Source organism: Atribacterota bacterium, from assembly GCA_039638595.1.
Lineage (GTDB): Bacteria > Atribacterota > Atribacteria > Atribacterales > Caldatribacteriaceae > Profundicultor > Profundicultor thermophilus.
In genome coordinates this window covers 36,122-60,566 of record JBDIWM010000002.1, presented here as the reverse complement: position 1 = coordinate 60,566, position 24,445 = coordinate 36,122, and the positions used below count along the sequence as shown (strand labels likewise).

Below are 24,445 nucleotides of genomic sequence, written 5' to 3'. Positions count from 1 at the left end.
GGGCACGATTTGTGGTCTCAAAACAACTCCGAGCTTCAGGAGGACTCTGGATTCATTACCGGGGCACTTCACTTCATCTTGACCCCGGACCGGGTGCTCTGGTGAGGGCCTTGACGAGCCGTCCGCCTTGTGATCCAACAACCCTTCAGGCCATTCTCCTTTCTCACCGCCACATCGATCACGCCAACGACCTTAACATCATGGTTGAAGCCATGACTCAGGGAGGAACCAGGAAAAGGGGGATCGTTTTTCTTCCTGCTGATGCCCTGGAAGGAGAACCAGTCCTTTTTAGCTATCTCCGCGATTCACTGGATGGGGTTCATCTCCTTCAGGAAGGCTGCCGATACGATGTCGGGAGTATCACCTTCGAAACGCCCCTCCGTCACGTTCATCCTGTAGAAACCTATGGTTTCCGTTTCCTCTTTGAAGAAGGCCGCGTTTCCCTCATCGTGGACACGCTTTTCGAAGAGAAACTTTTTGATGCCTACCAGGGAAGCCAGATCCTCATCATCCACACCGTACGGCTCAAAAAAGAAAAGAGCCCTCAACTCTTCCACCTGAGCGCCGAAGATACCCAGGTCCTCATCGAAACCATCCGTCCGGAATTAGCCATCCTTACCCATTTCGGGATGACTATGCTCCAGGCCAAACCATGGAAAGTCGCCGAAGAGCTAACTCAGAAAACCGGCATCAAGGTCCTGGCCGCCAGCGACGGGATGAATCTTCCCCTTGACCCTAAAACCGGGAGAGAACAAGGTAAAAACGGGTGAGGAAAACTGAAACATAGGCGAGGATCGCGCCACCGATAACCGTGTTCACCACAATCCCTGCAAAAGGAACGAACCCAAAAAGCCAGAAAACGAGATACCCCACCACCACGAAAAAGAGGACAATGACCAGAAAGGTGAAACACTCACCCAGGTTTTCAAAGGACATCTGGAAACTGTGACGAATAGCTGAGAACGGGTCTTCCCGTCCTATGACCACCACCGGCAAAACGAACATGAGCAAAAACCCAAGGAGGAGTCCTGGAAACACAAAAAATGCCGAAAAAAAGCTCACCAGAAATCCCACCAAGAGGGAAGCAACAAAAACCTCCAGAAAGCGAGGAGCAATAATTCTCCAGGCTCGACCGAAATTAACCCGTTCTCGATGCTCGGCATCCCAGGTCATCATCACAATAAAACCCAGAGCAAGAAACCCACACAGAATCCCCAGCATCACAAAAATAACGCTCAAACCCCATTGAAAAAATGCCGTAATCCAGGAAAGACTGCGTCTCCATACCAGACTGTTTGCCAGAGCCATGAGAAAGGCGGAGGGCAAAGCAGGTAGAATAATTTCAGGATTACGAGAAAAAAACCAGGCACTTTCTTTTAACTCACGCCAGAAATCGAAGTACACCATCACCATCATCCCCTTGCCTCTTTTTTCAACTACCGCTAATATTAATGGTCCAAAGCAAAAGAAGCAAGGGGATGAGCGCACCGTGCGAGCGTACCCGTACTGGAAAACGCTTTTCGTATACACTGACTCTTGGTTGTCACCCCACCATGCCCTGATTCTTCTAGCAAAAACCCTGCAACGGTCTCTCCACATCCAGGAAGTGCGACAAATCGTCCACCATCCTGACCTCACTATTGAAGAGGAGATTCCCCTCCTTTTTCTGGCCGAAAACCATGCATCCACAGCCTTTATCTATCAGCATCTTGTTTCCCGCTTCACCCACCAGAAACGATATCTTCTTGTTCTTGACACCCATCTGGACATTTTTTCCCAGGAAGAAAACACCGAAACCATCCATCGGGGAAATTTCCTCCGCTATCTCCTCAAAAATGGCATACTCGAAGACCATGCTCTTCTGGTACCTTCACTCCACAGTCCTGTCGCTTCTCTCCGTGAGGGCTTAAGCCATTTGGGGGAAGGGCTTTACTATCTTTCCTGGGACCTCGACTTCGGATTACCGCGATGCGCTTCCTTTCCCTCGCCGCTTTCCCTTACTTTCAGAGAGCTGAGGGAAATCTTCCGGCTTATCGGCAGTCACTTCCGGAAACCAAGACGCCACCTCATTGGTATGGACATCGTGGAGATGAACATTGACCGTCCATTCCACCTTTCAAAGCTCTCTTTTCAGATTACAACCCTTCTTCAGTATCTTCATCTCCAAAAATCCCCTCATTTTGAATTGCCACACCTTGATAGATTCAACCAGAAGAAGTATGCTAAATGTGGGCAATGAAGAGACGCGGTCAATAAAGGAGGAAATACGGTTGACCCTAACCCGGATAACGAGCATGTGTTTGATATGCATGTTCTGGAACTTTTTTCTTTCCCCATTTTCTACTGCTTTGGAAGCCATCGACCAGGCAGAACTGCTCCTGGAAGAGGGAAACACTGAAAATGCCATAGCCATCCTGGAACCATTGCTTCAGAGTAACGACGAAGAAGAATTGGCTCGCGTTACTGAACTCCTTTATCGCATTTACGACGAAAAGGGAGAAAAAACAAAGGCCCTTCGGGTTTTGGAAACCTACATCCAGCAATTTCCAGGAAATCCCACCAGTTACCTCTATCTGTACTGGATGGCTAAACTTGAAGAAGAACAGGGTCACATCGACCGTTTTCTGTCTCTCCTTCATCGCCTCATTGACACCTATCCTCTGGATTGTCACTTCGAAGATCCTTATGACCTCCGGGCTCAGGCTCAAGAGGACGTTGCATACGCACTGAAGAACTATCTCAAAGACTATCCTGGGGCCATCGAAGCCTACCGAAAACTCCTGAACTTCATCGAAGAAGAGGAAAAACCTCGCATCATGATGGAAATTGCCTTCTGTCATGAAAAAATGAACCAATTAACCGAAGCGGTAAATGAGTACCAGAAGGTGGTCCAGCAATCCCAAGACCAATTTTACCGCCGTTGGGCAAAACTGCGCATCCAGTACCTCAACGAAAAACCGCTGACCACAGAGAAAAGCCCCGAAACGCTATCTCAGAAACTCGTTCGTGCCTTCATGCAGAAAGACCTAAAAACCCTGGAAAAATTGGCAAAAAAAGGAGATTTCTGGGCAGGGGTAAACTTTAGCGAATTCGAAATCGACGAATTCCAGAAAGCCAAAGCATACCTCGCCCAGTACCTGAAGTCTTCACCAGAACTCAAAGCAGAAAAAACCCCGCAGAAAAAAAATAGTGAACTGGTGCTCCGTCTTGAGAACTGGGGTGACCCAAACTACAATATTTTGTACCTTGTTCTTGATGAAGGAGTATACGGTTGGGAATGGAAGGGAATCATCCTCTCAAACACTGCTTTAGAAGAACTTTCTGAGGATATTCCGTATCCTACCGAGTAAAAATTCATTAAAGAGGTGTTTCGCTTTGGGCCAAAGAACCGCATCCCGACAGAGGAAAACCAAAGAAACTGAGATTGAGGTTCTCCTCAACCTCGATGGAGAGGGGAAAGCAGACGTAGAGATGGACATTCCCTTTTTCCCTCATCTCCTCACCAGCATGGCCTTCCACGCTGGATGGGACCTCGGCATCAGAGCCTCAGGCGATGCCAAACTCGTCGATGCACACCACACCGTTGAAGATGTGGGGATTGTCTTAGGCGAAGCCTTTGCAGAATGCCTGAAGGACAAAAGAGGAATCCGACGTTTTGCCACCGCTTTCATCCCCATGGATGATGCTCTAAGCATGGTTTCCGTCGATTGCAGTGGTCGAGCGTACTTCTTTTATGATGTTCCAGAAATGGGAGAACACGTAGGCCAGTTTGAAGTGGCATTGGTGGAAGAGTTCTTCAGAGCCTTTACCTATAGCGCAAAAATCACCCTTCATGCTAAAATATGGTGGGGTAAGAACAACCACCACTGCCTGGAATCGTTATTCAAGGCAGCCGGTCGGGCCTTATGTGAGGCGACCACCATATTCGGGGAAACCATCCCTTCAACCAAAGGACTTCTTTAGGAGAGGGTGACGATGATTGCGATTGTCGATTACGGCATTGGGAACCTGCACAGTGTTTCGAAAGCACTGCAACGACTGGGAAAAGAAATCGAAATAACCCAGAGCAGGGAAGTGCTCCAGAAGGCTGAGGCAATTGTTTTACCTGGTGTCGGTTCCTTCGGAGAAGCCATGGAAAACATGGAGAAGAACGGTCTCGTGGAAGCGATTCGGGAGGCCCATGTGGAAGAAAAGCCGATTCTGGGGATTTGTCTTGGCTTACAGCTCTTCTTTGAACGAAGTCAGGAATCGCCTCGCAAAAAGGGGTTGGCCTTCATTCCTGGAGAGATCCGCAAACTTCCACCTACATCTAAAATCCCCCATATTGGCTGGAACAGGGTATACTTTAAAAAGCCGAATACGGTCATTGAGGGCATCCCTCAGGGACGGTTTTTCTATTTTGCCAATTCCTTTTATGCGGCACCTGAAGATGAATCCTGTGTAGTGGGAATCTGTAACTACAATGTGGTCATCCCCGCTATGGTCAATGTCGACCACCTTTTCGGAGTCCAATTTCATCCGGAAAAAAGCGCCCGGTGGGGAATGAAATTTTTAGAAAATTGGGTGAAAAGTCTCTCCTCATGATTCTTCCCATTCCAGCCATCGATATCCTTGAGGGAAAAGTCGTTCGATTAGAAAAAGGCGACTACCAGCGAGTAACGGTCTTCAGCGATACTCCGTCGGAAGTAGCACGAAAATGGGAGGCAGAAGGTGCTCCCATGCTCCATGTGGTCGACTTAGATGGAGCACGCCAGGGTTGGCCGGTCAATTTTGAATCTATTCGGCAAATCCTGAAAGCGGTGCGCATTCCAGTTCAGATAGGTGGTGGCGTGCGCATCACTGAAACACTCCGCCACTATATCACAGAAGGAGCACAACGGGTGGTCCTGGGCAGTATTGCCATCAAGGATCCTCAAGAGTTCGAAAAAATGGTTGCATTTGCTGCTTCCCAAATCGCCGTGAGTCTGGATGTGGAAAACGGGAATCTGAAAATCCAGGGCTGGACTGAAAATACCTCCATTCGTGCCACATGCTTTGCCCAAAATTTAAAACAGATAGGCATCCAGCATTTCATCTTCACCGATGTAGCCCAGGATGGAACCTTAACTGGCATTCGTCCCCGGGTGATCCAAGAGTTCTTGCAAGAAAGTGGTGTTTCCATCATCCTTGCAGGAGGAGTAAGTAGTGTTGACGATATTCGGAAGGTAAAAACCATCGAGGGCGTTGAGGGCGTTATCCTGGGTAAGGCTCTCTACACTTCAGCCCTCAGGCTCAAAGATGTGATTAAAACTTTACGGGAGGAATAAAAATTGTTAGCCAAGCGAATTATTCCGTGTCTGGATGTCAAAGAAGGAAGAGTGGTAAAAGGTGTCCACTTCGAAGATATTAAGGATGTGGGGGATCCGGTGGAGCTGGCTAAACGCTATGAAGAAGAAGGCGCCGATGAACTGGTATTTCTCGATATCACTGCTTCCTATGAACAGCGAGAAATCATGATTCACGTGGCCGAGAAAGTGGCTGAAACGCTCACCATTCCATTCACCGTGGGGGGAGGAATTGGGAGCTCAGAACACGTCAGTAAACTCCTTAAAGCCGGAGCCGATAAGGTTTCCATTAACACCCAAGCAGTCCTTAACCCGGAACTGGTTAAAGAACTGGCCGACAAATTCGGAAGCCAGTGCGTGGTGGTGGCCATCGACGTTAAGAAAACCTGGGATCGCATCACTCATCGCAGTTACTGGGAAGTTTTCATCAATGGTGGTCGCACTCCCACCGGTAAAGAAGCTATTGCCTGGGCCCAGCAGGTGGAAAAGTTAGGAGCAGGCGAAATCCTCCTCACCAGCATGGACACCGATGGAACTCAGTCAGGATATGACATCAGTCTTACCAGAAAAATCGCTGAAAAGGTGAATATTCCGATTATCGCTTCAGGTGGAGCAGGAAAACTAGAACACCTGGCTGCGGTACTCCAGGAAGGAAAAGCCGACGCCGCTCTGGTTGCTTCCATCTTCCACTATCGCCACTTTACCGTGCCTGAAGCCAAAGCATTTCTCAAAAAACGTGGTATTCCGGTGAGGATTGAGGATTGATGGATACCCTCTGGGAAAAAATCAAAACCGACGAAAACGGCCTGGTTCCAGCGATCATCCAGGATGTGGTGACTGGGCGAGTACTCATGATGGCCTATATGAACGAAGAAGCATTTCGGAAAACCATGGAAACCGGTACCACCTGGTTCTACAGTCGCAGCCGCAAAACACTATGGCACAAAGGTGAGACGAGCAGCCACGTTCAGCGTGTACAAAGCTTATATCTTGACTGCGATAACGATACGCTTCTTATACAGGTCGAGCAGGAGGGGGTTGCCTGTCATACTGGTCTACCCTCCTGTTTTCACCGAAAAATAAAGGAGGAAACCATCTCCGCTCCGGAAGCTGGATATCCACCCTACCCCCAGGCTTCTTTTCTCCAGGAGCTCTTCGAAGTGATCGAAGAACGTGCGCAGCATCCAGATAGTAATTCCTACACTTCAAGGCTTCTTCGGGAAGGACGAGAAAAAATCCTGCGTAAGGTGGCTGAAGAAACCACCGAAGTGATTCTGGCTACCCTCGAGAACACCCTGCGACACAAAGACCACCTGCGTCTTGAAGTTGCAGACCTTCTCTACCACCTTCTGGTTCTGCTCAAGCATGAAGGAATTCCCTACCTTGAGGTCATTGAAGAACTCCAGAAGCGGCGTTCCTCCTCAAAAAGCAAAGCCCCTTCCTCCTAAGGAAGGGGCTTCGGATTCCAAGCGTACTCAAAGGGCACACTCTCCTTTTTCACCGGTTCGGATACGAACCACATCAATCACCGGATAGACAAATATTTTACCATCACCCACGGTATCGGTTCGAGCCACTTCCACCACGTGATTCATCATCTCCTCACAGTCCTCATCCCGGACGAGGACCTCGATTTTGGTCTTGGGAAGAAAGGGAATCTCATATTTCCGCCCCCGGAACTGTTCTACAAGACCCTTTTGTCGTCCCCGTCCCTCTACCGGATACATGGTCACTCCCCAGTAGCCAAAACGCTCTAAAACGTCGAGCACTTCTGGCACTTTTTCTTCCCGGACGATAATCTCAAGCTTGTACACGTTCATGCCTCCTCTCTGGAAAAAGTAGGCGACGACGAGTAAACTCCGGATACGCTGGAGTTCCATGTTCAAAAATGTCCAGCCCCTGCAATTCCTCTTCAGGAGAAACCCGAATGCCAAAAATAAGGTCCATAACTTTAAACATGAGATACCCCAGACCAAACCCCCAGGCCACCACAGCCAACACCCCAATGAACTGGGCAAGCAGCTGTCCCCCGCCACCACCATAGAAAAGACCGGTTACGTAGGGTGGTTCAAGCGTATAGAGTCCATAGGTCCCATCGGCAAAAAGGCCCACACTCAAAAGCCCCCAGAGACCGTTTACTCCATGGACACTCACTGCTCCCACGGGGTCATCAATCCCCCGACTTTCAAAGAAATACACCCCAGCCACAACCAGCAAACCAGCGATAGCCCCGATGACTATCGCTGCCCACCCTTCAATCCAAGCACAGGGTGCAGTCACCGCTACAAGTCCCCCCAAAGTTCCATTCAGCGCCATACCCAGGTCCCACTTGCGGGTTTTGGCATACATAACAAGGAGTGTGGTGAAAGCCCCTGCTGCCGCCGCCAAATTGGTGTTCACAGCCACCACAGCAATGCGGAGGTGATGAGCGCTAAAGGTACTTCCTGGATTGAATCCAAACCATCCAAACCAGAGGATAAAGGTCCCCAGGGCCGCCAGAGACATATTGTGACCGGGTATGGCAAGGGGCTTATGGTCTTTCCCGTACTTTCCAAAACGAGGCCCAAGGACCATTGCACCAGCAAGCCCCACCACACCACCGATGGCATGAACCACGCCAGAACCGGCAAAATCAGCATGTCCTACTCCAAAAGGAAGTTGGCTCAGCCACCCTCCACCCCAAACCCAGTGAGCGTAAACAGGATAAATGAATATGCTCACCAGGAATGTATACACGAGATACGCTGAAAACTTGAGTCGCTCAGCAACAGCGCCAGAAACGATGGTCGCTGCAGTACCACAAAACACCAGTTGCCAGAAAAAGTCAAGATACGCACCCACATCGTAGGCTTCACCACGGAGAAACCACCGACCAATGCCAATCAGTCCCCCAAGGTCACTTCCTTTCAAAAAGCCGTATCCAACAGCAAAAAAGACGAGCGAAGCCACCACAAAATCGATGAGATTCTTGCTCAAAAGATTGGTCACATTCTTGGCTCGGCAAAACCCTGTTTCCACCATGGCAAACCCAGCCTGCATGAAGAAGACCAGAAACCCACAGACCAGAATCCACACGTAATCAATGGGTAAACTGGGCATCGTCTGCAGCGTTGTCGCTCCACCAGGATCTGCAGCCAGCACCCAACCTCCCCCAATGGCCAAGAAGATTCCTATCAGAAACACCCTCACCATCATTGTTCGCACCATCGTCGTTACTCCTTTCTCTCAATTTTCTCAAGCATGAAAACCACATCATGAATACCGATTTTTTTCTCACCTCCCTCTAAAGAAAAAACCCCCGATTTAGGAAGCAACAGCACTTCCAGAATCAGGGGCTTCCCTTTACCCGGATACCATCCCTGCAAACATATCAGGGATACTCCTTCGTGTTGACGCTACAGCAACAGCGCTTTCAACACATTCAGCTAGTAGACGTAAATTTTCCCATACGGTCGAGTCGTGAGCGGAGCAATACTCACAAACTCTTCACTGGAAAAGGTAAAAGGAAGATTCAAATCCTGACAGTACTCCTGAAGATAGTGAACAACGCCGTTCCAATCCTCTTCAGTCGTTTTTTCCATTTTGATTCCTGCTCCCAGGAAACGCCGATCCAACTCACCACGGATGAGAATTTTTCCCCCGTGCATCCCGGAAGCGACAAAACTTCCTTCAACCGGCTTTCGATGGGCTAAATTCAGCACCACAATGAGACCACCAGCCATGTACTCTCCCAAAAAATCCCCACTTTGACCACCAAAAACGATAACCGGATACTCATCGAGATACGATTTCATGTGAATGCCAACTCGATACCCGACATCACCCCGAATAAAAATTTTTCCACCCCTCATGGAAAAACCAACAATATCTCGAGCGTCACCCTCGACAATAATTTTTCCCATGTTCATGGTATTTCCCACCCCATCCTGAGCGTTCCCTCGTACCCGGATGGTGGCTCCGTTCAAAAACATGCCCAGGTCATCACCTGGGATTCCCTCGATAACGATCTCACCCCGCCAAAGACCCCGACCCAGATACCGTTGACCATTGACACCCTGAAGCACAACTTCTTGTACTCCTTCCCGCCACAACTGTTCTAAAGTTGCGTTGATCTCCCGGTAATGTTTTCCCCGACAATCAAGAACCTTCATACTTCCAACCCGACTCCTTCTATCCAACTTTTGCGAAATTCTCTGGGTAAACTCACCAAGCTAAATTTGGGGTCGAGCAGCCGTTCCCTGAAACTGGTAACCGGTATGCGCTCCCGGAGCAACCGGATATAGAGACCGCTCTTCTCAATTTTTCCAAGCATCACAAGACCCACAATCCGCTCGTCTTTTAAAATCACCTTCATGTACTCGTTTTTTTCCTTGCGCACCAGGGCTTCATAATCCCCATTACCTGGAGGATTCACCAAACCCACAGAAACCAGAGCCATGCCTCCCAGATCAAGCGCATTCAAGGGTAGGCTCCCCGGGTACGTCACTCGTCCACCAGCCATGTTCGCACCGGCAACTTTTCCCTGCCGGACCGCTTCCGGCCATATCGCCACCACACCACGTTCTCCAGTCAAAAGGTGCCGGGTTTCTGCAACATCCCCCGCCGCGAAAATGCTCCTTTTCGACGTCTCCTGGAACTCGTCAACGAGAATCCCCTTCTGAATTTCGATTCCTGAATCCCGCAACCACTCCACGTTCGGTCTGACTCCCACGGCCACCACAGCACAGTCAACCGGAGTATACCCTCCCTCTCTCAGGGTGGCTCGGACAAGCTTCTCCCCATTCCCTTCAAACGCTGTTACCGTTTCACCAAGTATTACCTGCACCCCAGCTTGAACCAGGGCGTTCTCCACATACCTCGATCCATCATCATCGAGCATGAGAGGAAGCAATCGCGAGGAGAGCTCTACCAGGGTAATTTCCAAACCCCGACGCATGAAGGCTTCACAGGTTTTAAGACCGATAAAACCTCCCCCCAAAATGAGGATCCGTCTGGGTTTGACCGTTTCTAAGAACTGGAGCATTCTTTCTAAGTCTCTTCTGCCAGTAAAGGTAAAAACTCCGGATTCCGCGATACCTTCAAGCGGAGGCACAATGGGCACACCCCCTGGAGCGAGCAACGCTTTTTCAAAAAACACCCGTTTCCCTGAACGTAAAAATGCCACCCGGTTTTCAGAGTCAAAATGTTCCACCCGGTCTCCCTCAAGAATATTGAGCGAAGTCGCATCAAGTGACCACGTGGAATGCTCAATACTCGGATTATTTCCCCCTAAGGCATAGGTAATCAACGGCCGAGAGTACCAACCCTGTTCTTCACTCACAGCCACGATGGGGGTAAAAGCATTTTTTTCCTGGATGGCTCGTGCTCCCCAGCGGCCTGCGACCGAAAAACCAACGATAAGATATGGTGCATGGATCTCATTCATAGGTCAAAGCCTCGTTGGGACAGTTTTCCACACAGGGAGGTATTCCCCCCTTCTTTACACACCCATCACATTTACTACCGATACGAGTTTGACTTCTGTGCCGTTCAGTCACGCCGAAAGGGCAACTCATAATACACATCCAGCATCCGACACACCGCTCTTCGTCACAGAGCACCATTCCGGTTTTTTCATCCCGGTACATGGCTCCGGTCAGGCAGTTTTCCACACAGGGTGCATCATCACAATGACGACACTGCAGGGCAAAGGAAACATATCCCTCTTCTTCCACCCGTACTCGGGGAAGAGGGCGATTTTCCCTTTCTTCCCGAAAGGTTTTGATGAGTTTCCCTAAGGGGGAATGCTTCACAACGCACGTAATTTCGCAGAGATGACATCCAATGCAGTACTCTTCATGAATGCGGATTTTTCTCATCGCTACCAGCCCTCCCCTGCCATTTTGACTCCCAAGAGTTGTGCTTCCTCTTTCCGCAAACCGACTGCTCGCAACTGTTCCCGGTTCCCCCGCAGGCTCTCAATCGCATTAATCCCCATACCACCAAGGATCTCTTTCATCTCCAGAGCCCAGGCGCGCATCAAGTTCACCAAACGTCTTTTTCCAATCCGGGGATTAAGACGCTTGGTGAGAAGCGGATCCTGAGTCGCAATTCCCCAATTACAGCGCCCCGTGTAGCATTTCTGACACAAATGACACCCTAAGGCAAGAAGGGCTGCGGTACCAATATATACGGCGTCCGCCCCCAAAGCGATCGCTTTAATGACATCACTACTGGAACGAATCCCACCGGCAATCACAATGGAAGCTTGGTGACGAATTCCTTCTCGACGCAAACGCTCATCTACCTGAGCCAGTGCCAGTTCAACAGGAATTCCCACATTGTCTCGAATCACTTGAGGTGCCGCTCCAGTTCCACCTCGAATCCCATCAATGGCAACGATATCGGCCCCCGCCCGAACTACCCCCGAGGCGATCGCCGCCACATTGTGCACGGCAGCAATTTTGACCGAAACCGGTTTCGTATAATTCGTGACTTCTTTAATAGCGAAAATCAACCGTTCCAGATCTTCAATGGAATAAATATCGTGGTGAGGTGCTGGAGAAATCGCATCACTCCCCACCGGAATCCGTCGGGTACGGGAAATCTCTGTGGTCACTTTTTCTCCGGGAAGATGCCCACCAATTCCCGGTTTAGCCCCCTGACCGATTTTAATTTCGATAGCCCGAGCCACCTTTAGATACTCAGGGGTTACTCCAAAACGACCAGAAGCCACCTGGACGATGATGTTCCCTCCCAGAGCATAGAAGTCAGGGTGTAAACCTCCTTCACCACTGTTACAGAGTATTCCCACTTCCTGCGCAGCTTCCGCAAGGGAACGAAAGGCGTTATAACTAATCGATCCATAAGACATGGCGGAAAAAAGGACAGGCAAAGAAAGTTCAAGTTGCGGTGCCAGAGTGGTCTTTAAGGAACGACGTTCCCAGTCGACGTCCAGCCGGGGTTCCTTTCGTCCCAGAAAGGTTCGGATTTCGATGGGTTCCCGCAGCGGATCGATGGACGGATTGGTGACCTGACTGGCGTTGAGAAGCAAATGGTCCCAATAAATGGGATATGGTCGATCACATCCCATGCCCGTAAGCACAATTCCTCCTGTTTCGGCCTGCTTGTAAAGACGTTGCAGAAATGGTTCTTCCCAGTTGGCGTTTTCCCGAAAACCCCTTTCCCGCCGTTGCACCGTGAGTGCTCCGGTGGGACACAAAGTGACACAACGCTGACATCCCACACAGTGCGCTTCCTCACTCCACAGCGAATCATCTGTTTCATCGTAGGAGTGTACCCCACTTGCACACTGTCTGGCACACACTTGGCAGGCAATGCAGCGAGTAACGTCTCGCTCAATCTTAAATTTGGGAAGGAGTAAGCTCTTGACCATGATATACCCCCTGTCTCACTTTTCCCACTACCACCTCACCAGCCCGGAGGGCACAGACCGTATCCAGTTCCGGGGCAATTTCTCGAATAGCACTTTCCTCACTGGCAAGATAGAACATGTCTCCGTTCCACGCTGCCACCATAGGACGAAGCTTAATCCGATCCACAAGTCCCAACATCCCTCCCTCAAAACCAACGATGATACTGAAAGGCCCGTTGAGGAGTGCACCACCATACGTGATACGAATGGCCTGATAAAAACTTCGCTCTGGTTCCTCCATTGCCTCAATCTGAGACCAAAAAGGACTGGCAAAAATAGCTCCCAGCGCCTCTGGTGGGACCCGATGGCGGCGTAACAGTAAATCCAAAAGATAGGCAATCACCTCGGTATCAGTCTGAAGTGTACAGAAATAGCCAAAATTCTCCAGATACCGGCGGTTAATCCCGTACGAAGAGAGTTCTCCGTTGTGGACCACCGAAAAATGGAGCAGATTAAATGGATGAGCTCCTCCCCACCAACCGACGCTATTAGTGGGGAAACGACCATGAGCAATCCAACAGTATCCCTGGTATTCGTCAAGACGAAAGAATTCACCAATCTCTTCAGGGTATCCGACCCCTTTAAAAACTCCCATATTTTTCCCGCTGGACACAACGTATGCCCCATCAATACGAGCATTGATCTCCATCACCGTCCGCACCACCAGTTCTTCTTCGTCTCCTGGTGTTCGAGAGCGCAGAAAATAGCGCATGAATTTCGGATGGTTCTTGAGGGGAGAATGTTCCCAGGTCGGTATGGCTTCCTTTTGTTCCACGACAAAATTTTTGCATAAGGTCATTTCAACATCATCAGCACGTTCTCCACAATCATAGAGGACATGAAAAACATAGAGCGAAGCGAAATCGGGATAGATTCCATAACCGGCAAAACCACCCCCCAAACCATTTGAGCGCTCGTGCATCACCCGCATGGCTTGAATGATGGTCTCACCACCAACCGGGCTTTTACTTTGCGAAAGTATTCCCGCCACCGCACAACCAGATGGAATCCGCTCTCGCTCTCGCATGGTTCTTCATACTCCTTTCTACAGAATGGGAAGGTACCGCTCAATTTCATAGGGATGGACCACCAGGCGGTACTGATCCCACTCAATCATCTTACTCTCGATTAGATAGGTAAAAACGTGTTCTCCCAGCGTTTCCCGAAGAAGTGTGCTCTCCTTCGCCAAATCAATGGCTTCTTTAAGGTTTCCAGGAAGCGACAAGATACCCAGCATTTCTCTTTCACGTGCACTCATGTGGTACACATCCCGTTCCACCGGCTCAGGAAGGTCATAATTTCCTTCGATTCCGGCAAGTCCTGCAGCGAGCATAACCGACAACGCCAGATACGGATTACAGGCCGGATCTGGGTGACGCACTTCAATCCGGGTAGCCTTCTCCCGACCTGGTTTATACATCTGTACCCGCACCAGCGCGGAACGATTGCGTCGCGCCCAGCAGATATACACCGGTGCTTCATAGCCTGGTACCAAGCGTTTATACGAATTCACCCACTGATTGGTCACCAGAGCAAATTCCGGCGCATGGCGCAGGATTCCCGCAATGTACTTTTTGGCAATATCCGAAAGGTAATATGGATCGTCAGAATCAAAAAACACATTTCGTTCCCCCTCAAAGAGCGATTGATGGGTATGCATCCCGGAACCATTGATTCCCACAACCGGCTTGGGCATAAACGTGGCATATACCCCATACTTGGAAGCAATCTCTTTCACCACAATCCGGTAAGTCATCACATTATCGGCCATAGTGAGGGCATCAGCATACCGAAGGTCAATTTCATGCTGTGAAGAAGCCACCTCGTGATGACTGTACTCCACCCGGATTCCCATTTCCTCGAGGGTTCGAATGGTATCCCGCCGCAAATCCGAGGCTGCGTCGAGCGTGGTGAGGTCAAAATACCCACCCTGGTCCAGTGGAATTGGTTCTTTTTCGTTTTTGAAGTAAAAGAACTCCAGTTCTGGACCTACGTAGTACTTAAAACCCTTTTTAGCCAGTTTCTTCAAATTACTCTTCAGGATATAGCGCGGATCCCCGGCAAACGGTGTCCCATCAGGGTTGAGCACATCGCAGAACATCCGCCCAACCTTTTCCACACCTTCCCGCCAAGGAAGAAGCTGAAAGGTCGAGGGATCCGGCATGGCAATCATGTCACTCTCATCAATCCGGGCAAATCCTTTGATGGAGGACCCATCAAACCCCATTCCCTCAAAAAGGGCATTTTCCAGCTCCTCAACCGGAATGGCAAAACTTTTCAAGCTTCCCAAAACATCGGTAAACCAGAGCCGGATAAATTTCACGCCATTTTCTCGACAAAAAGCCAAAACCTCTTCCCTGTTTTTCGGTGCACACGTCATCGGATAAAACCCCCTTATGGCAAAAATAAAAAGGCGCTTTGTTTCCATCCTCGGAAACAAAGCGCCTTCAAAGGCTACACGTATTGCCCACCATCAGGCTCTCACTTTGCGCTGTAGTATACACCAGCTTCTATATTCTGTCAATAGAATATAGAAACTCCTCCATGGAAATAGACCAGAATTTTTCAGTACTCAAAACCTTGAGAAACTGTCCCTTATAACAAGCGGTGACACCGGGCTTCCTTTTACACAGAGAAGTTCATTTCCTCTTTAATGAAACGGTCCTGCATGGCTCGGAGTATCACCACAAAAGAAGCGGAATCGAGTTCAACATCTTGATGTGTGAGGACTTCCCCTTTCTGTACCGGCCGTACGACTTTTGCTCCAGCCACGATTCCCACTGGAACGGCATTTTCGGCCCGTGCCTCCTGAGCGGTATAGATTTTCCCAAAGATATCGAATCCACCAATACCATCAATTCGCTGCCCCACAAGAAGGTCACGTTTGGCCACTGCCACCACTTCCGCGTAGAGGTGTTCTGAGTTAATCGTCGGCTCTAGGAAGAGACAGGCCCGGGCCACAGAAATCGGTGTTTCAAAACTACACAGGTGATAAGGCCGATAGAGGGTATAGTATGGACCATCACCCATGGAGTAAAAGTGCAGGTCCTGACGAAGATGCCCCGAATCCGTGGTAACCACCACAAACACACCCGGGGCCACTTTACCCGTGGAGTAGTCAACCACAAAACCGTGTTCGAAAATTCCACCATCCTTTTTAGGAATGTAAAAACGTGAAAGGTCTGGAACATCAACTTTTGCCCCATGCATACCAGGAATATCGGGTATGGCTCCCGTCGCGTTCGCCACCTCGGCCATTTCCACCATGGTTTTGGTCCCGTCGACAAACGCACAGAGCATCTTGGGGTTCATGCCTTTGCTTAGGGCTTCCTCCCGGCAGTCATCCGGAGTGGCAAAAAAGTTCACTGGATTGTTTTTTCCTTTACCAATACAGACCACCTGAAATCCAAGAATCCTAGCAAAATGGTAGAGGTCAATGACTGCCCCAGGTTCATCACCAGCGGAAACGGTGTAGACCACTCCAGCTCGATCAGCCATCCTTTTCAAGAGCCATCCTACGGTGACATCCGTCTCCACATTGAGCATCACCACATGTTTTCCCTGGAGGATGCCTTCCCAGGCAACTCGAGCCCCCACCTCTGGCGAACCGGTTGCTTCAACCAGCGCTTCAAGGGGGTCAAGTTGAGCAAGGAGTGTCGCCGAGGGGGTGACGACCGATTTTCCACGTTCTAAAGCACTCTGTGCTTCATCACGCTTTTCAGTCACCACGATATCCTCTTGACCATACCCCACTTCCTGAAAAGCCCTTATGCCTCTCTCCACATCGAGATCAGCAACGGCCACAATGCGAAGACCAGGCATCTTGTAGGTGAGACTCAGCATACCACTACCCATCTGACCACAACCCACCAAGCCTACTCTCAAATAATCCCTGACTAATTCCCGCCTTTCAAGCTCCCTTAAAAGTGTATACACGAAACGCACTCCCTTCTATCGAAGACGATGATTGAGTTCCTTCAATCTCGGGTAAAGGTCACGATACAACAAAAGCTTTTCTTGATAAACGTTGTAGGAGGATTGGTCTGGCTCAAATACGTCCTTCACCTGGACCATTACTGAAGCCGCCTCTTCCGGTGAGCGATAGGCACCAACCCCACAGGCAGCGAGGATAGCTGCACCAAGAACGCTTGCATCTTCACATTGGAGCGTTTTCACCGATTTTCCAAAAACATCGGCCCGAATCTACAACCACAGTGGTGATCGTGAACACCCTCCCGTTACCCGAATTTCGTCAAAATGTACTCCCTATTCAAGGAAAAGATCCACATTCAACTTCTGCTCAAAAACGACGCTCTCCAAAATGGCACGAAGAATATCACTTTCCCTTGTCGCAAGCGTCATACCCACAAAAGCCGCTTTCGACGAAGCATCAATCCAAGGTGTCCCACTCCCCACAAGATGTGGTAAGGCCAGAATCGGAGACGGTTCAGGTGCAACTTTTTGCAAGAGCTCAGGATACGAAACCGCACCATCTTTGAAGGTGTCCCGATACCATCGCAGAAAAAGACCAGCGGTTTGATTCAGGGTTGCCAAGAGAAACTTTTCCGGGAGCACGTGACCATAGCAAGAAAAACTCAAAGGCCGAATCCGCAAAACGACATCTCCGTCTTCGACCGGAATTCCCAGGACCTCAGCGGTACCCGCATTATCAAAGGCAATCCGTTCATGCGTTGAGCCAGCTCCTAAGGCTGCACAACACTGGTCATGTCCTCCAGTGACCAATTTCAATTGGCGAGAAAACCTGAAGACATGGATATACTCTTCCCTGAGTTCACCAATCACCGTTCCCGAAGGAACTGGGGAAGCAAGCTTCCCCTCCTGGAGGCCAAGGTATTCGAGAATTTCAGATGACCATTTTTTCGTGAGGCGATCAAAGAGCATGGTTTTGCAAGCCATAGAGTAGTCAATAACCGGGACGCCACCGAGTTTGAAAAAGAGAAAATCCTCGTAACAGAGGATTTTCCAGCTTTTATCAAAGATTTCAGGCTCATGGCGACGAACCCAGAAAATCTTAGCAGCGCTGGTCAAAGGATGTACTGGAACTCCAGAAGTTCGCAAAAGCCACTCCTCTCCAAAATGCGCTTTCAACATTTCACTTTCCTCTCGAGCCCGCATGTCCATACCGAGAATGGCAGGACGAAGCACGCTTCCTCTCTCATCCAGGAAAATTACCGCTTCTCCCTGGGCCTTAAGATCCCGAATGATACGAAAGAGATTTTGCACCTCTTTGTCAGTCAAAGGAGAAGTCGGTTCATCCAGAACAAAAATCTTGCTCTCAAAAGAAAGGGCCTTCGCAATCTCCACCATCTGTTTTTCAGCAAGGGGTAAATCTTTTACCAGCATTTTGGGGTCTTCTTTCAACCCCACTCGCCGCAACAATTCCTGTGACTTTTCATAGAGAAGTGCAAAGTCGATTTGTCCATTCTTTTTGGGAAGATTAGCAATGAAAATGTTCCGGGCAATGTTGAGAAAATTGGAGAGGGTCGGCTCCTGATGGATGAAAGCAATACCGAGGTTTTGAGCTTCATGAGGATTGAAGATGGTCACCTTTTGACCATTTATGAAAATATCCCCTTCGTCCGGCTGGAGCACACCTCCCAAAATGTTCATCAGCGTCGATTTTCCTGCACCGTTTTCACCCACTAGTCCATGGACCTCACCCCGTTTCACAAAAAGGGAAACCTTTTTTAAAGCCCTTACCCCAGGGAAACTCTTCGAGATATTCCGCATTTCCAAAAAGTATTCGCTCAATCTTTTTCCCTTCCTTTCTGGAGAGCGTTCCGTGCAGCCCACTTCATATCTGATACCGACTCATGCAAACTCCGATCCATGCGAAAGAGTCCCGAACTTCCACCAATAAGCACTCGTGCGCCAGCCCGCACCACCAAGGGAATGGTCGTCTCGCAAATATTACCATCCGCTTCGATAGAGCAAGGCAATGCATAAGCCTGAATGCGCCGGAAAAGGAGGTCGATTTTCTCCAAAACCTTGGGAATAAATTGTTGTCCTGCAAAACCAGGGTTAACCGTCAAAATAAGCACCATATCAACCATTTTAAGCAAGGCATCAGATACCGCCTCCGCAGGTGTTTCAGGACGCAATGCCAGAACCGGTTTGGCACCCTTTTCCCTGACCATTTTGGCTACACTCAAAGGATCACCTGTCGCTTCCAGATGGTAAGCGAGATAGTCAACCCCAGAAGCGATAAACTGGCCGACATACTGTTCAGGATGCCAACACGCAAGATGCGCCTCAAAAGGGAGTTTAGTGTATTTTCGCAACGAAGCTATAACCGGTGGACCCATAATGAATGTCGGCGCGAAAGAACCATCAACCACATCAAAATGGAACATCGCTATACCAGCCTGCTCCAGCTCTTTGATGGTTTTTCCCAAACAACCAAAATCGGCACAGGCCAAAGAAGCTGAAATCAATACCTTATCATTCAAGGCTTCAAAACCACCTTTAGTGCCTCCCCCTTGAGTAACGCTTCGATACCCTCTGCAAATCGTTCCAAGGGAAGAACATGGGTAATATACTCCCGGGCACGAATTCTCTTTAAGACGAACATATCGAGTACAATCTGATGGTGTTTGGGAGAAAAGGTCGTGGCTCCAATCACATGAAGTCCCCGGTAATGAATCAGATTACTATCAAAAAGAACCTGGCTTCGGTCCCTAGGCAGCCCACCAAAGAAAAGGACCCGACCACCTTTTGCTGCCATAGCCAGAGCATCTTTTTGCGCTTCTCCAGAAGGACAGGCAACAATAATGACCGAAGCCCCCAGTCCGTCGGTGCGTTCTCTCACTTCATCAATGTACTCTTTCCCTTCGGAGGCATTTTTCATGAGATGATCCGGTGAGAACTTCCGAGCGAGTTCCAGCCTTGATTCCAGAACATCCATAAGAATAATTTTCCTCGCGCCTCGAGCCCGGGCAATTTCGACATGAAAACACCCGATAGGTCCTGCTCCGATAATCACAACTACGTCCTCTAGAGATATCCCGGCCAATTCTTGAGCGTTTACACAGGACGAAGCCGGTTCCGAAATCGCTGCTTCTTCGAAAGAGAGGCCATCAGGAATTTGATGGATACTCCCAAAAGCTAATGCTTCTTCGGGGATAGCCATGTACTCAGCAAATCCTCCCGGCCAGGCTTGGGCTAACTCCCTTTGATTGATGCAGAGATAATAAATACCACGCCTACAATACCAACATTGTCCACAATAGACTGGAGGAGCCACGGCAACGCGATCCCCTTCCTGAAAACCTTTTACCTTGTTCCCCACCTCTATGACAATCCCCGCAACCTCATGCCCAATAATCCAGGGAGGATTCACCCGATGATGACCACTCTGGTAGGTGCGGAGGTCAGAACCACAAAAACCACATGCCTCCACCTTAAGCACCATCGTGGTCGGAGTACACTCGGGACGTGTCACTTCTTGTAATTCCATTTTGCCCGGTCCAAGAAAAACGAGCGCCTTCAAAACTCACAACTCCTTTCTTTCCAAAACGTTACGTGCCGTTTCTTCATCGGTGATGAGAATCTTGACAAACCCTCCACGTAATGCACCGAGAATGGCTTCAATCTTATGAGGTCCACCAGCAAGGCCAATCACGTTGGGCATTTTGCGTAAATCTTCCAGGGGAATAGCGATAGTCTTACGGTGCAATTCAAGATCCAGGATTTGCCCCTCCAGGTCAAAAAATTGACCCAGAATGTCACCAACCCCCCCTTTTTGGCGAATGATTTCCATATCCTGACGGTCGATAAAGCCAGCCTGGATATACGTAGAATGCTCAACATCCGCAACCCCGATACCCAGAAGTGAGCATTCTGTCTGCCTGGCCATCTCGAACGTTTTCCGGTTTACACGCTCCGAAAGGTAGAGTTCCCGTGCCTCCACACTCTCAGCAACTTCCGGGGCATGAATGTAATAACACTGCCCATTGAATACCAGCGATAAGCGCTCACCAATATTGAAAGGATTCATAAAGGTTCCCAGGGTCAAACCCCCAGCAAGACTCACAAAACGGATATCTCTGACTTCATCCATAGCAAAGAGATTCTCGGCAAACGCTCGTAACGTTTTTCCCCAGCTAAACCCTACAAGACGCCACTTCCAAACATTCTGAGAAAAATATAAAGCGCCGCCGCGGCCGATATTTTCGATCGTTTCTTCATCATTCCGTCCCGAAGGAACCACCACTGCATCGTGAAGAGCGAAAGCTTGCTTCAGCTTCTTTTCCAGAGAAAAAAGGTTTACTTGAGGCGCTTTAATGAAAAATTTTACAATTCCTTGTTTTCTTGCTCGGTCAAGAAGACGTGTGACCTTGGGACGAGAAAGCCGAAGCATATCAGCAATGTCATTCTGGTTATACCCTTCGATATAGTGAAGCCAGGCAACTCGAACAATCAGGTCATCACCAGGAACTGGACGCATACCGAACCTCCTTCATTGAGGAACATAACATATATCGTTATAAATTTCAAGTATAAAAATTATTTTCAAAAACAAAAATTTTTATGAACAGAAACCGACAAAAAGAACGTCACTGTTTATAGGGGGTATCCGAACAATCTCCAAAGTATCGTCGAAATGTGGCCCCAGAATAAAAAGGCACCATGTCCATAGGCCCTCATCGACCATTTCTTAAAAACCCGGTGAAAGTGGTACCAGCCGTTCCTTTTCTTTCGAAACTGTTCAAATCGGGTACAGCGAATCCCTGAACTCCCTAATATCGAGGTTGGATACCCGTCAGAAGATCTAAAAAAACAAAGGCATTGGGAAAACTACGGTTGGAGAAAATCAGAGTAAAGAACCAGGGCTGACGATGACCTCTTCTTAAACACTGTCTCTTTTGGTTTTTCCGTGAGAGAATCCTTACCTTTAGCGCATAAAGCTTGTTTCTTTCAGAAATTGGCTAAAGTGTGCCGTGACTAACGCTTGTTCAAAAGCTCAATTCCCTTGCTCAGTTTAGGAAGGAGATAGCGTACCAACCAATTTCACCACACTCCATGGTTGGAGAGCAACGTCGAGGGTGGTTTTGCTCTGGGTGAAATGTTCCCATCGCCTTGGCTTTGCTTCAAGTGTGCTAACGAGTTCTTCGAAACATTTTTCGCTGAAGGTCAAGCCCTGTTCGATTCGAAAGGTTAATCCCGCGACACTCAGTCTTTGAGGACACGGAGTGTAATTCCAAAGGTAGAGAACACGCTCAGACCTTTCCAAAAGGCAAAGTGCATCAATAACGAGTGGGTTTGTACTTCTGGTTGGCACAATCGTAGCCCCCTCTTTACTGTTTAAATCCTTGAGTATATGAGATAGGGGAGAAACCCCAAACGTTCTGTACCCATGTTTATACCAGTAATCCTGAACCTCAGGCAAAGGGATGATACCACAAGGTCCAAACACTTCATAGTATGTCAGCGCTTCCGCTGAGGAAGCATATTTTACGCTTCCCAGGGTCCAGAGCATCCCAAAAAGACTCCACTGCCGAGGGTCAAACACAGGGGGAAGGTAGCGCTTCTTTCGCTCGGTGGCGTTCGGATTAAAGGGCACAGAGAGAGTAATAGGACTGAGTACAACCGGAAGTCCAGTGATTTTGTGGGCATATCGGCAGAGCATCTCTTGGGTTGGTAGATTTTCGATCAGGGTTTCGTTGTCTGAAGCGTGAATCTGAGGAGAAACAGCAAAGAACACGAAATCGATGCCCTCCAGAAAAGGCAATCGACGGTTCAATTCCGCAAACCATCCTTTGGTTCCACCTCCAAGAGAGAGATGCAGGCCTTTTTTTTCCATCAGTCTTTTGGCTTCCTCAATAAGTTCCCTCGGGGTATCCCAGGGAGGATGGTTGCGAGAAATAAGAAGGCGATGCGCTCCTTCCCAGGGGAGTAAATCGAACAGCCCTTCGAGCTCTTGGGGATTGCTGACCGCAAGGGCAAACCAAAGTGGCACATTCACGTGCTGCGAGATGGTAGCTGCTCGACGAATCTTTTCCTCTTCGGTCTTGGGGGAAAGCGATGTATCCACATCGACACGGAAATGATTTGGTTGCAAGGTATAGAGTATTCGCTGAGCTTCCTCGTCAAAGGAATGCAATCCTTCATTAAGGTTCAGCCCAAAACTGGGAAGGGTACTAGTGGGTGTAGAACCAACGACGATGTGGCATGAAGATTTTCCCCTGGTCCCCAAAGGGATCAGAGGAGCTTTTCTGGTTTCAAAGGTTACGGTAACCCGCTGCACGATCCGCTCGCCCCGACGTACTAAAACCGGAAAAGGATAGCGTAAAGGCGTGGAGTAGACTTTAAACGAAGCATCACTCCAGTTACGCTGGTCCTCCATTTCAAAAATATCTCCCTCAAAGGCTAAAAGAAGTGTACTCAGCGGGGCAATTTCCACCTCCAACCGAGAAAAGTCCAGAAGTGGTTGATGAGGAGCAATGGACTCAGGAAGCCGTTTTTTCTCGATGTATCCTCCACAACAAGGATGTTTGTGGCACGTTACCCTTTTTCCAGCAAAAGAAGCAGGGAGAAGCACACATATGCCAATACGGTTTTTGGCAAAATCGTTCCACGCTTCTCCTTCCATGCTGAAAAGAAGCCAGCCCTTGTGGGTATCCCGGCTCTCTCCAACCACCGTTCCCTGCCACCGAAAGTCAACTTCGTCATTTTTGCTGATGGCAGAAAACGAAACGGAGAAACCCTGAGGGTCTTGAGAGAAATGGTAAACGCTTATGGAGCTTGGAACAGTCCCCCAGTTTCGATCTCGAACGGCGACATAGATACGGCGGATGAGTTCTTCCTCCTGGTAACGAAAATAGAAGAGTTCCCCGTCACGAAAAGCCACCTCGAAATCCCCAAAGCTTAGAATTTGTAAAGGTTGGAAGCGACTGGTTTCCCCAAAATAGAGAAGCTCTTTCTCCATATTTCAGGTTCCCTCCCGAAAGAGCCGTTGCCATTCGTGAATTGACTCGCGAAGCGCGCTCTGCACCTTTTCTCCATCCCTCTCAATGAGGGCATTGAGGATGTCCCGATGGAGGCGCAGGGCATTTGCTCCCGTTTTTTCTCGATGGTAGGTCCGCTCAATAGTCGGAGCAAAGAAATCCAGGATGAAACGATAAATCTTCTCCAAAAGCACGTTGTGGGTAAGCCGACCCAGGGTAAGGTGAAACTCGATATCAAGCTGGGTGAGCTCCCGAAAGGTGCTTTGCAATGTGGCAACTGCGTTTTCCATTTTCTGATGGACACTCGTCAGTTCCCGCAATTCTTGATCGCTCGCATTCGTAACCACTAAGCGTAGCACACCGCTTTCGATGATTTCTCGAAGCTCCATAAATTCCCGGACACTTGCTTCGGTGAGGAGGAGCTCGAAAAACAGGGGGTCAAAATACGCCCTGGTGGAAGGTTGAGTCACGTAGGTGCCATCACCCTGCTTGATCTCAACAACACCAACGGCTTTAAGGATTTTCATCGCTTCACGGATTGAGCCCCGACTCACCCCCATCGCCTCGGAGAGTTCGTATTCGCTCGGCAATCGATCCCCGGGGCGGAGCTTCTTCTCTACAAAGAGGGTTTTAATGTGCTTTATAACCAAATCAGTAGCACTATCCCGGTCCGGCAAAGCAAAGAGGTGTTTTTCTTTCACACTGTGCACCACACACTCGCTCCCTTTTTAAAATATTAT

26 protein-coding genes are annotated in these 24,445 nt (G+C 49.1%); 8 read left to right on the top strand and 18 right to left on the bottom strand.

Features of this window, described 5'->3' with window-relative positions; genetic code table 11:
- Positions 1-11: 11 nt before the first annotated feature.
- Positions 12-770, top strand: a complete 759-nt coding sequence (locus tag ABDK92_01110) for an MBL fold metallo-hydrolase (protein MEN3185223.1) — start codon at positions 12-14, stop codon at positions 768-770.
- Here ABDK92_01110 and ABDK92_01105 read toward each other — a convergent pair.
- Complete coding sequence (locus ABDK92_01105; GenBank protein MEN3185222.1) at positions 736-1,416, bottom strand: hypothetical protein; 681 nt, start codon at positions 1,414-1,416, stop codon at positions 736-738. The two genes, ABDK92_01110 and ABDK92_01105, sit on opposite strands and share 35 nt — an antisense overlap.
- 73 nt (positions 1,417-1,489) lie before the next feature.
- Here ABDK92_01105 and ABDK92_01100 point away from each other — a divergent pair, with 73 nt between their 5' ends.
- The 7 genes from ABDK92_01100 to hisIE are packed head-to-tail and all read left to right on the top strand — an operon-like array spanning position 1,490 to position 6,772.
- On the top strand, positions 1,490-2,239 hold the full coding sequence (locus ABDK92_01100) for a hypothetical protein (GenBank protein ID MEN3185221.1): 750 nt from the start codon (positions 1,490-1,492) through the stop codon (positions 2,237-2,239).
- Between the two features lie 31 nt (positions 2,240-2,270).
- Positions 2,271-3,350 carry a tetratricopeptide repeat protein gene (locus tag ABDK92_01095; GenBank protein MEN3185220.1) on the top strand — a complete coding sequence of 360 codons (1,080 nt, stop codon included), beginning with the start codon at positions 2,271-2,273 and terminating at the stop codon, positions 3,348-3,350.
- A 25-nt stretch (positions 3,351-3,375) separates the two neighbouring features.
- Positions 3,376-3,963, top strand: coding sequence for an imidazoleglycerol-phosphate dehydratase HisB (hisB, locus tag ABDK92_01090; protein ID MEN3185219.1), 588 nt, complete (start codon positions 3,376-3,378; stop codon positions 3,961-3,963).
- Positions 3,964-3,975: 12 nt separating this feature from the next.
- Positions 3,976-4,584, top strand: a complete 609-nt coding sequence (gene hisH / locus ABDK92_01085; GenBank protein MEN3185218.1) for an imidazole glycerol phosphate synthase subunit HisH — start codon at positions 3,976-3,978, stop codon at positions 4,582-4,584.
- Positions 4,581-5,306, top strand: coding sequence for a 1-(5-phosphoribosyl)-5-[(5-phosphoribosylamino)methylideneamino]imidazole-4-carboxamide isomerase (gene hisA / locus ABDK92_01080; GenBank protein MEN3185217.1), 726 nt, complete (start codon positions 4,581-4,583; stop codon positions 5,304-5,306). The genes hisH and hisA overlap by 4 nt, the downstream gene beginning before the upstream one ends.
- Before the next feature lie 3 nt (positions 5,307-5,309).
- Entirely contained in the window at positions 5,310-6,089 is a 780-nt protein-coding gene (gene hisF, locus ABDK92_01075) for an imidazole glycerol phosphate synthase subunit HisF (GenBank protein MEN3185216.1), read from the top strand.
- On the top strand, positions 6,089-6,772 hold the full coding sequence (gene hisIE, locus ABDK92_01070) for a bifunctional phosphoribosyl-AMP cyclohydrolase/phosphoribosyl-ATP diphosphatase HisIE (GenBank protein MEN3185215.1): 684 nt from the start codon (positions 6,089-6,091) through the stop codon (positions 6,770-6,772). The genes hisF and hisIE overlap by 1 nt, the downstream gene beginning before the upstream one ends.
- Before the next feature lie 27 nt (positions 6,773-6,799).
- Here hisIE and ABDK92_01065 read toward each other — a convergent pair whose 3' ends face one another.
- From ABDK92_01065 to ABDK92_00985, 17 genes are all read right to left on the bottom strand, one after another.
- Entirely contained in the window at positions 6,800-7,144 is a 345-nt protein-coding gene (locus tag ABDK92_01065; protein MEN3185214.1) for a P-II family nitrogen regulator, read from the bottom strand.
- Positions 7,125-8,531, bottom strand: coding sequence for an ammonium transporter (locus tag ABDK92_01060; GenBank protein ID MEN3185213.1), 1,407 nt, complete (start codon positions 8,529-8,531; stop codon positions 7,125-7,127). Before ABDK92_01060 ends, ABDK92_01065 begins: the two co-directional genes overlap by 20 nt.
- A gap of 5 nt (positions 8,532-8,536) precedes the next feature.
- Positions 8,537-8,689, bottom strand: coding sequence for a hypothetical protein (locus ABDK92_01055; GenBank protein MEN3185212.1), 153 nt, complete (start codon positions 8,687-8,689; stop codon positions 8,537-8,539).
- A gap of 60 nt (positions 8,690-8,749) precedes the next feature.
- Positions 8,750-9,475 (bottom strand): hypothetical protein, encoded by a 726-nt coding sequence (locus ABDK92_01050; protein ID MEN3185211.1) that lies wholly within the window; start codon positions 9,473-9,475, stop codon positions 8,750-8,752.
- Positions 9,472-10,749, bottom strand: a complete 1,278-nt coding sequence (locus ABDK92_01045) for an FAD-dependent oxidoreductase (protein ID MEN3185210.1) — start codon at positions 10,747-10,749, stop codon at positions 9,472-9,474. The genes ABDK92_01050 and ABDK92_01045 overlap by 4 nt, the downstream gene beginning before the upstream one ends.
- Positions 10,742-11,182, bottom strand: coding sequence for a 4Fe-4S dicluster domain-containing protein (locus tag ABDK92_01040; protein ID MEN3185209.1), 441 nt, complete (start codon positions 11,180-11,182; stop codon positions 10,742-10,744). The genes ABDK92_01045 and ABDK92_01040 overlap by 8 nt, the downstream gene beginning before the upstream one ends.
- 2 nt (positions 11,183-11,184) lie before the next feature.
- Positions 11,185-12,699: a glutamate synthase-related protein gene (locus tag ABDK92_01035; protein ID MEN3185208.1), complete on the bottom strand. Its 1,515-nt coding sequence runs from the start codon at positions 12,697-12,699 to the stop codon at positions 11,185-11,187.
- On the bottom strand, positions 12,668-13,765 hold the full coding sequence (locus ABDK92_01030) for a glutamine amidotransferase family protein (GenBank protein ID MEN3185207.1): 1,098 nt from the start codon (positions 13,763-13,765) through the stop codon (positions 12,668-12,670). The genes ABDK92_01035 and ABDK92_01030 overlap by 32 nt, the downstream gene beginning before the upstream one ends.
- 18 nt (positions 13,766-13,783) lie before the next feature.
- Positions 13,784-15,118: a glutamine synthetase family protein gene (locus ABDK92_01025; protein ID MEN3185206.1), complete on the bottom strand. Its 1,335-nt coding sequence runs from the start codon at positions 15,116-15,118 to the stop codon at positions 13,784-13,786.
- A gap of 245 nt (positions 15,119-15,363) precedes the next feature.
- The gene (locus ABDK92_01020) at positions 15,364-16,674 is read right to left on the bottom strand and encodes a hypothetical protein (GenBank protein ID MEN3185205.1); all 1,311 of its coding nucleotides are present in this window, start codon (positions 16,672-16,674) and stop codon (positions 15,364-15,366) included.
- Positions 16,675-16,689: 15 nt separating this feature from the next.
- Complete coding sequence (locus tag ABDK92_01015; GenBank protein ID MEN3185204.1) at positions 16,690-16,914, bottom strand: hypothetical protein; 225 nt, start codon at positions 16,912-16,914, stop codon at positions 16,690-16,692.
- Between the two features lie 90 nt (positions 16,915-17,004).
- Positions 17,005-18,510, bottom strand: coding sequence for an FGGY family carbohydrate kinase (locus ABDK92_01010; GenBank protein ID MEN3185203.1), 1,506 nt, complete (start codon positions 18,508-18,510; stop codon positions 17,005-17,007).
- Complete coding sequence (locus ABDK92_01005; GenBank protein ID MEN3185202.1) at positions 18,507-19,208, bottom strand: ribulose-phosphate 3-epimerase; 702 nt, start codon at positions 19,206-19,208, stop codon at positions 18,507-18,509. Before ABDK92_01005 ends, ABDK92_01010 begins: the two co-directional genes overlap by 4 nt.
- Positions 19,205-20,248, bottom strand: a complete 1,044-nt coding sequence (locus tag ABDK92_01000; GenBank protein ID MEN3185201.1) for an alcohol dehydrogenase catalytic domain-containing protein — start codon at positions 20,246-20,248, stop codon at positions 19,205-19,207. The genes ABDK92_01005 and ABDK92_01000 overlap by 4 nt, the downstream gene beginning before the upstream one ends.
- Positions 20,249-20,251: 3 nt before the next feature.
- On the bottom strand, positions 20,252-21,205 hold the full coding sequence (locus ABDK92_00995) for a sugar-binding transcriptional regulator (GenBank protein ID MEN3185200.1): 954 nt from the start codon (positions 21,203-21,205) through the stop codon (positions 20,252-20,254).
- 534 nt (positions 21,206-21,739) lie between these two features.
- Complete coding sequence (locus tag ABDK92_00990; protein ID MEN3185199.1) at positions 21,740-23,686, bottom strand: hypothetical protein; 1,947 nt, start codon at positions 23,684-23,686, stop codon at positions 21,740-21,742.
- A gap of 3 nt (positions 23,687-23,689) precedes the next feature.
- Positions 23,690-24,418: a FadR/GntR family transcriptional regulator gene (locus tag ABDK92_00985; GenBank protein ID MEN3185198.1), complete on the bottom strand. Its 729-nt coding sequence runs from the start codon at positions 24,416-24,418 to the stop codon at positions 23,690-23,692.
- Positions 24,419-24,445: the final 27 nt, after the last annotated feature.

What these genes read in the sequence shown, in the direction of transcription:
- ABDK92_01030 (MEN3185207.1), bottom strand. Translation starts at nt 13,765, where the DNA reads ATGCGAGAGCGAGAGCGGATTCCATCTGGTTGTGCGGTGGCGGGAATA.
- ABDK92_01050 (MEN3185211.1), bottom strand. Translation starts at nt 9,475, where the DNA reads ATGAAGGTTCTTGATTGTCGGGGAAAACATTACCGGGAGATCAACGCA.
- hisIE (MEN3185215.1), top strand. Translation starts at nt 6,089, where the DNA reads ATGGATACCCTCTGGGAAAAAATCAAAACCGACGAAAACGGCCTGGTT.
- ABDK92_01045 (MEN3185210.1), bottom strand. Translation starts at nt 10,749, where the DNA reads ATGAATGAGATCCATGCACCATATCTTATCGTTGGTTTTTCGGTCGCA.
- ABDK92_01105 (MEN3185222.1), bottom strand. Translation starts at nt 1,416, where the DNA reads ATGATGGTGATGGTGTACTTCGATTTCTGGCGTGAGTTAAAAGAAAGT.
- ABDK92_01040 (MEN3185209.1), bottom strand. Translation starts at nt 11,182, where the DNA reads ATGAGAAAAATCCGCATTCATGAAGAGTACTGCATTGGATGTCATCTC.
- ABDK92_01035 (MEN3185208.1), bottom strand. Translation starts at nt 12,699, where the DNA reads ATGGTCAAGAGCTTACTCCTTCCCAAATTTAAGATTGAGCGAGACGTT.
- ABDK92_01025 (MEN3185206.1), bottom strand. Translation starts at nt 15,118, where the DNA reads ATGACGTGTGCACCGAAAAACAGGGAAGAGGTTTTGGCTTTTTGTCGA.
- hisA (MEN3185217.1), top strand. Translation starts at nt 4,581, where the DNA reads ATGATTCTTCCCATTCCAGCCATCGATATCCTTGAGGGAAAAGTCGTT.
- ABDK92_00990 (MEN3185199.1), bottom strand. Translation starts at nt 23,686, where the DNA reads ATGGAGAAAGAGCTTCTCTATTTTGGGGAAACCAGTCGCTTCCAACCT.
- ABDK92_01060 (MEN3185213.1), bottom strand. Translation starts at nt 8,531, where the DNA reads ATGGTGCGAACAATGATGGTGAGGGTGTTTCTGATAGGAATCTTCTTG.
- ABDK92_00995 (MEN3185200.1), bottom strand. Translation starts at nt 21,205, where the DNA reads ATGCGTCCAGTTCCTGGTGATGACCTGATTGTTCGAGTTGCCTGGCTT.
- ABDK92_01065 (MEN3185214.1), bottom strand. Translation starts at nt 7,144, where the DNA reads ATGAACGTGTACAAGCTTGAGATTATCGTCCGGGAAGAAAAAGTGCCA.
- hisH (MEN3185218.1), top strand. Translation starts at nt 3,976, where the DNA reads ATGATTGCGATTGTCGATTACGGCATTGGGAACCTGCACAGTGTTTCG.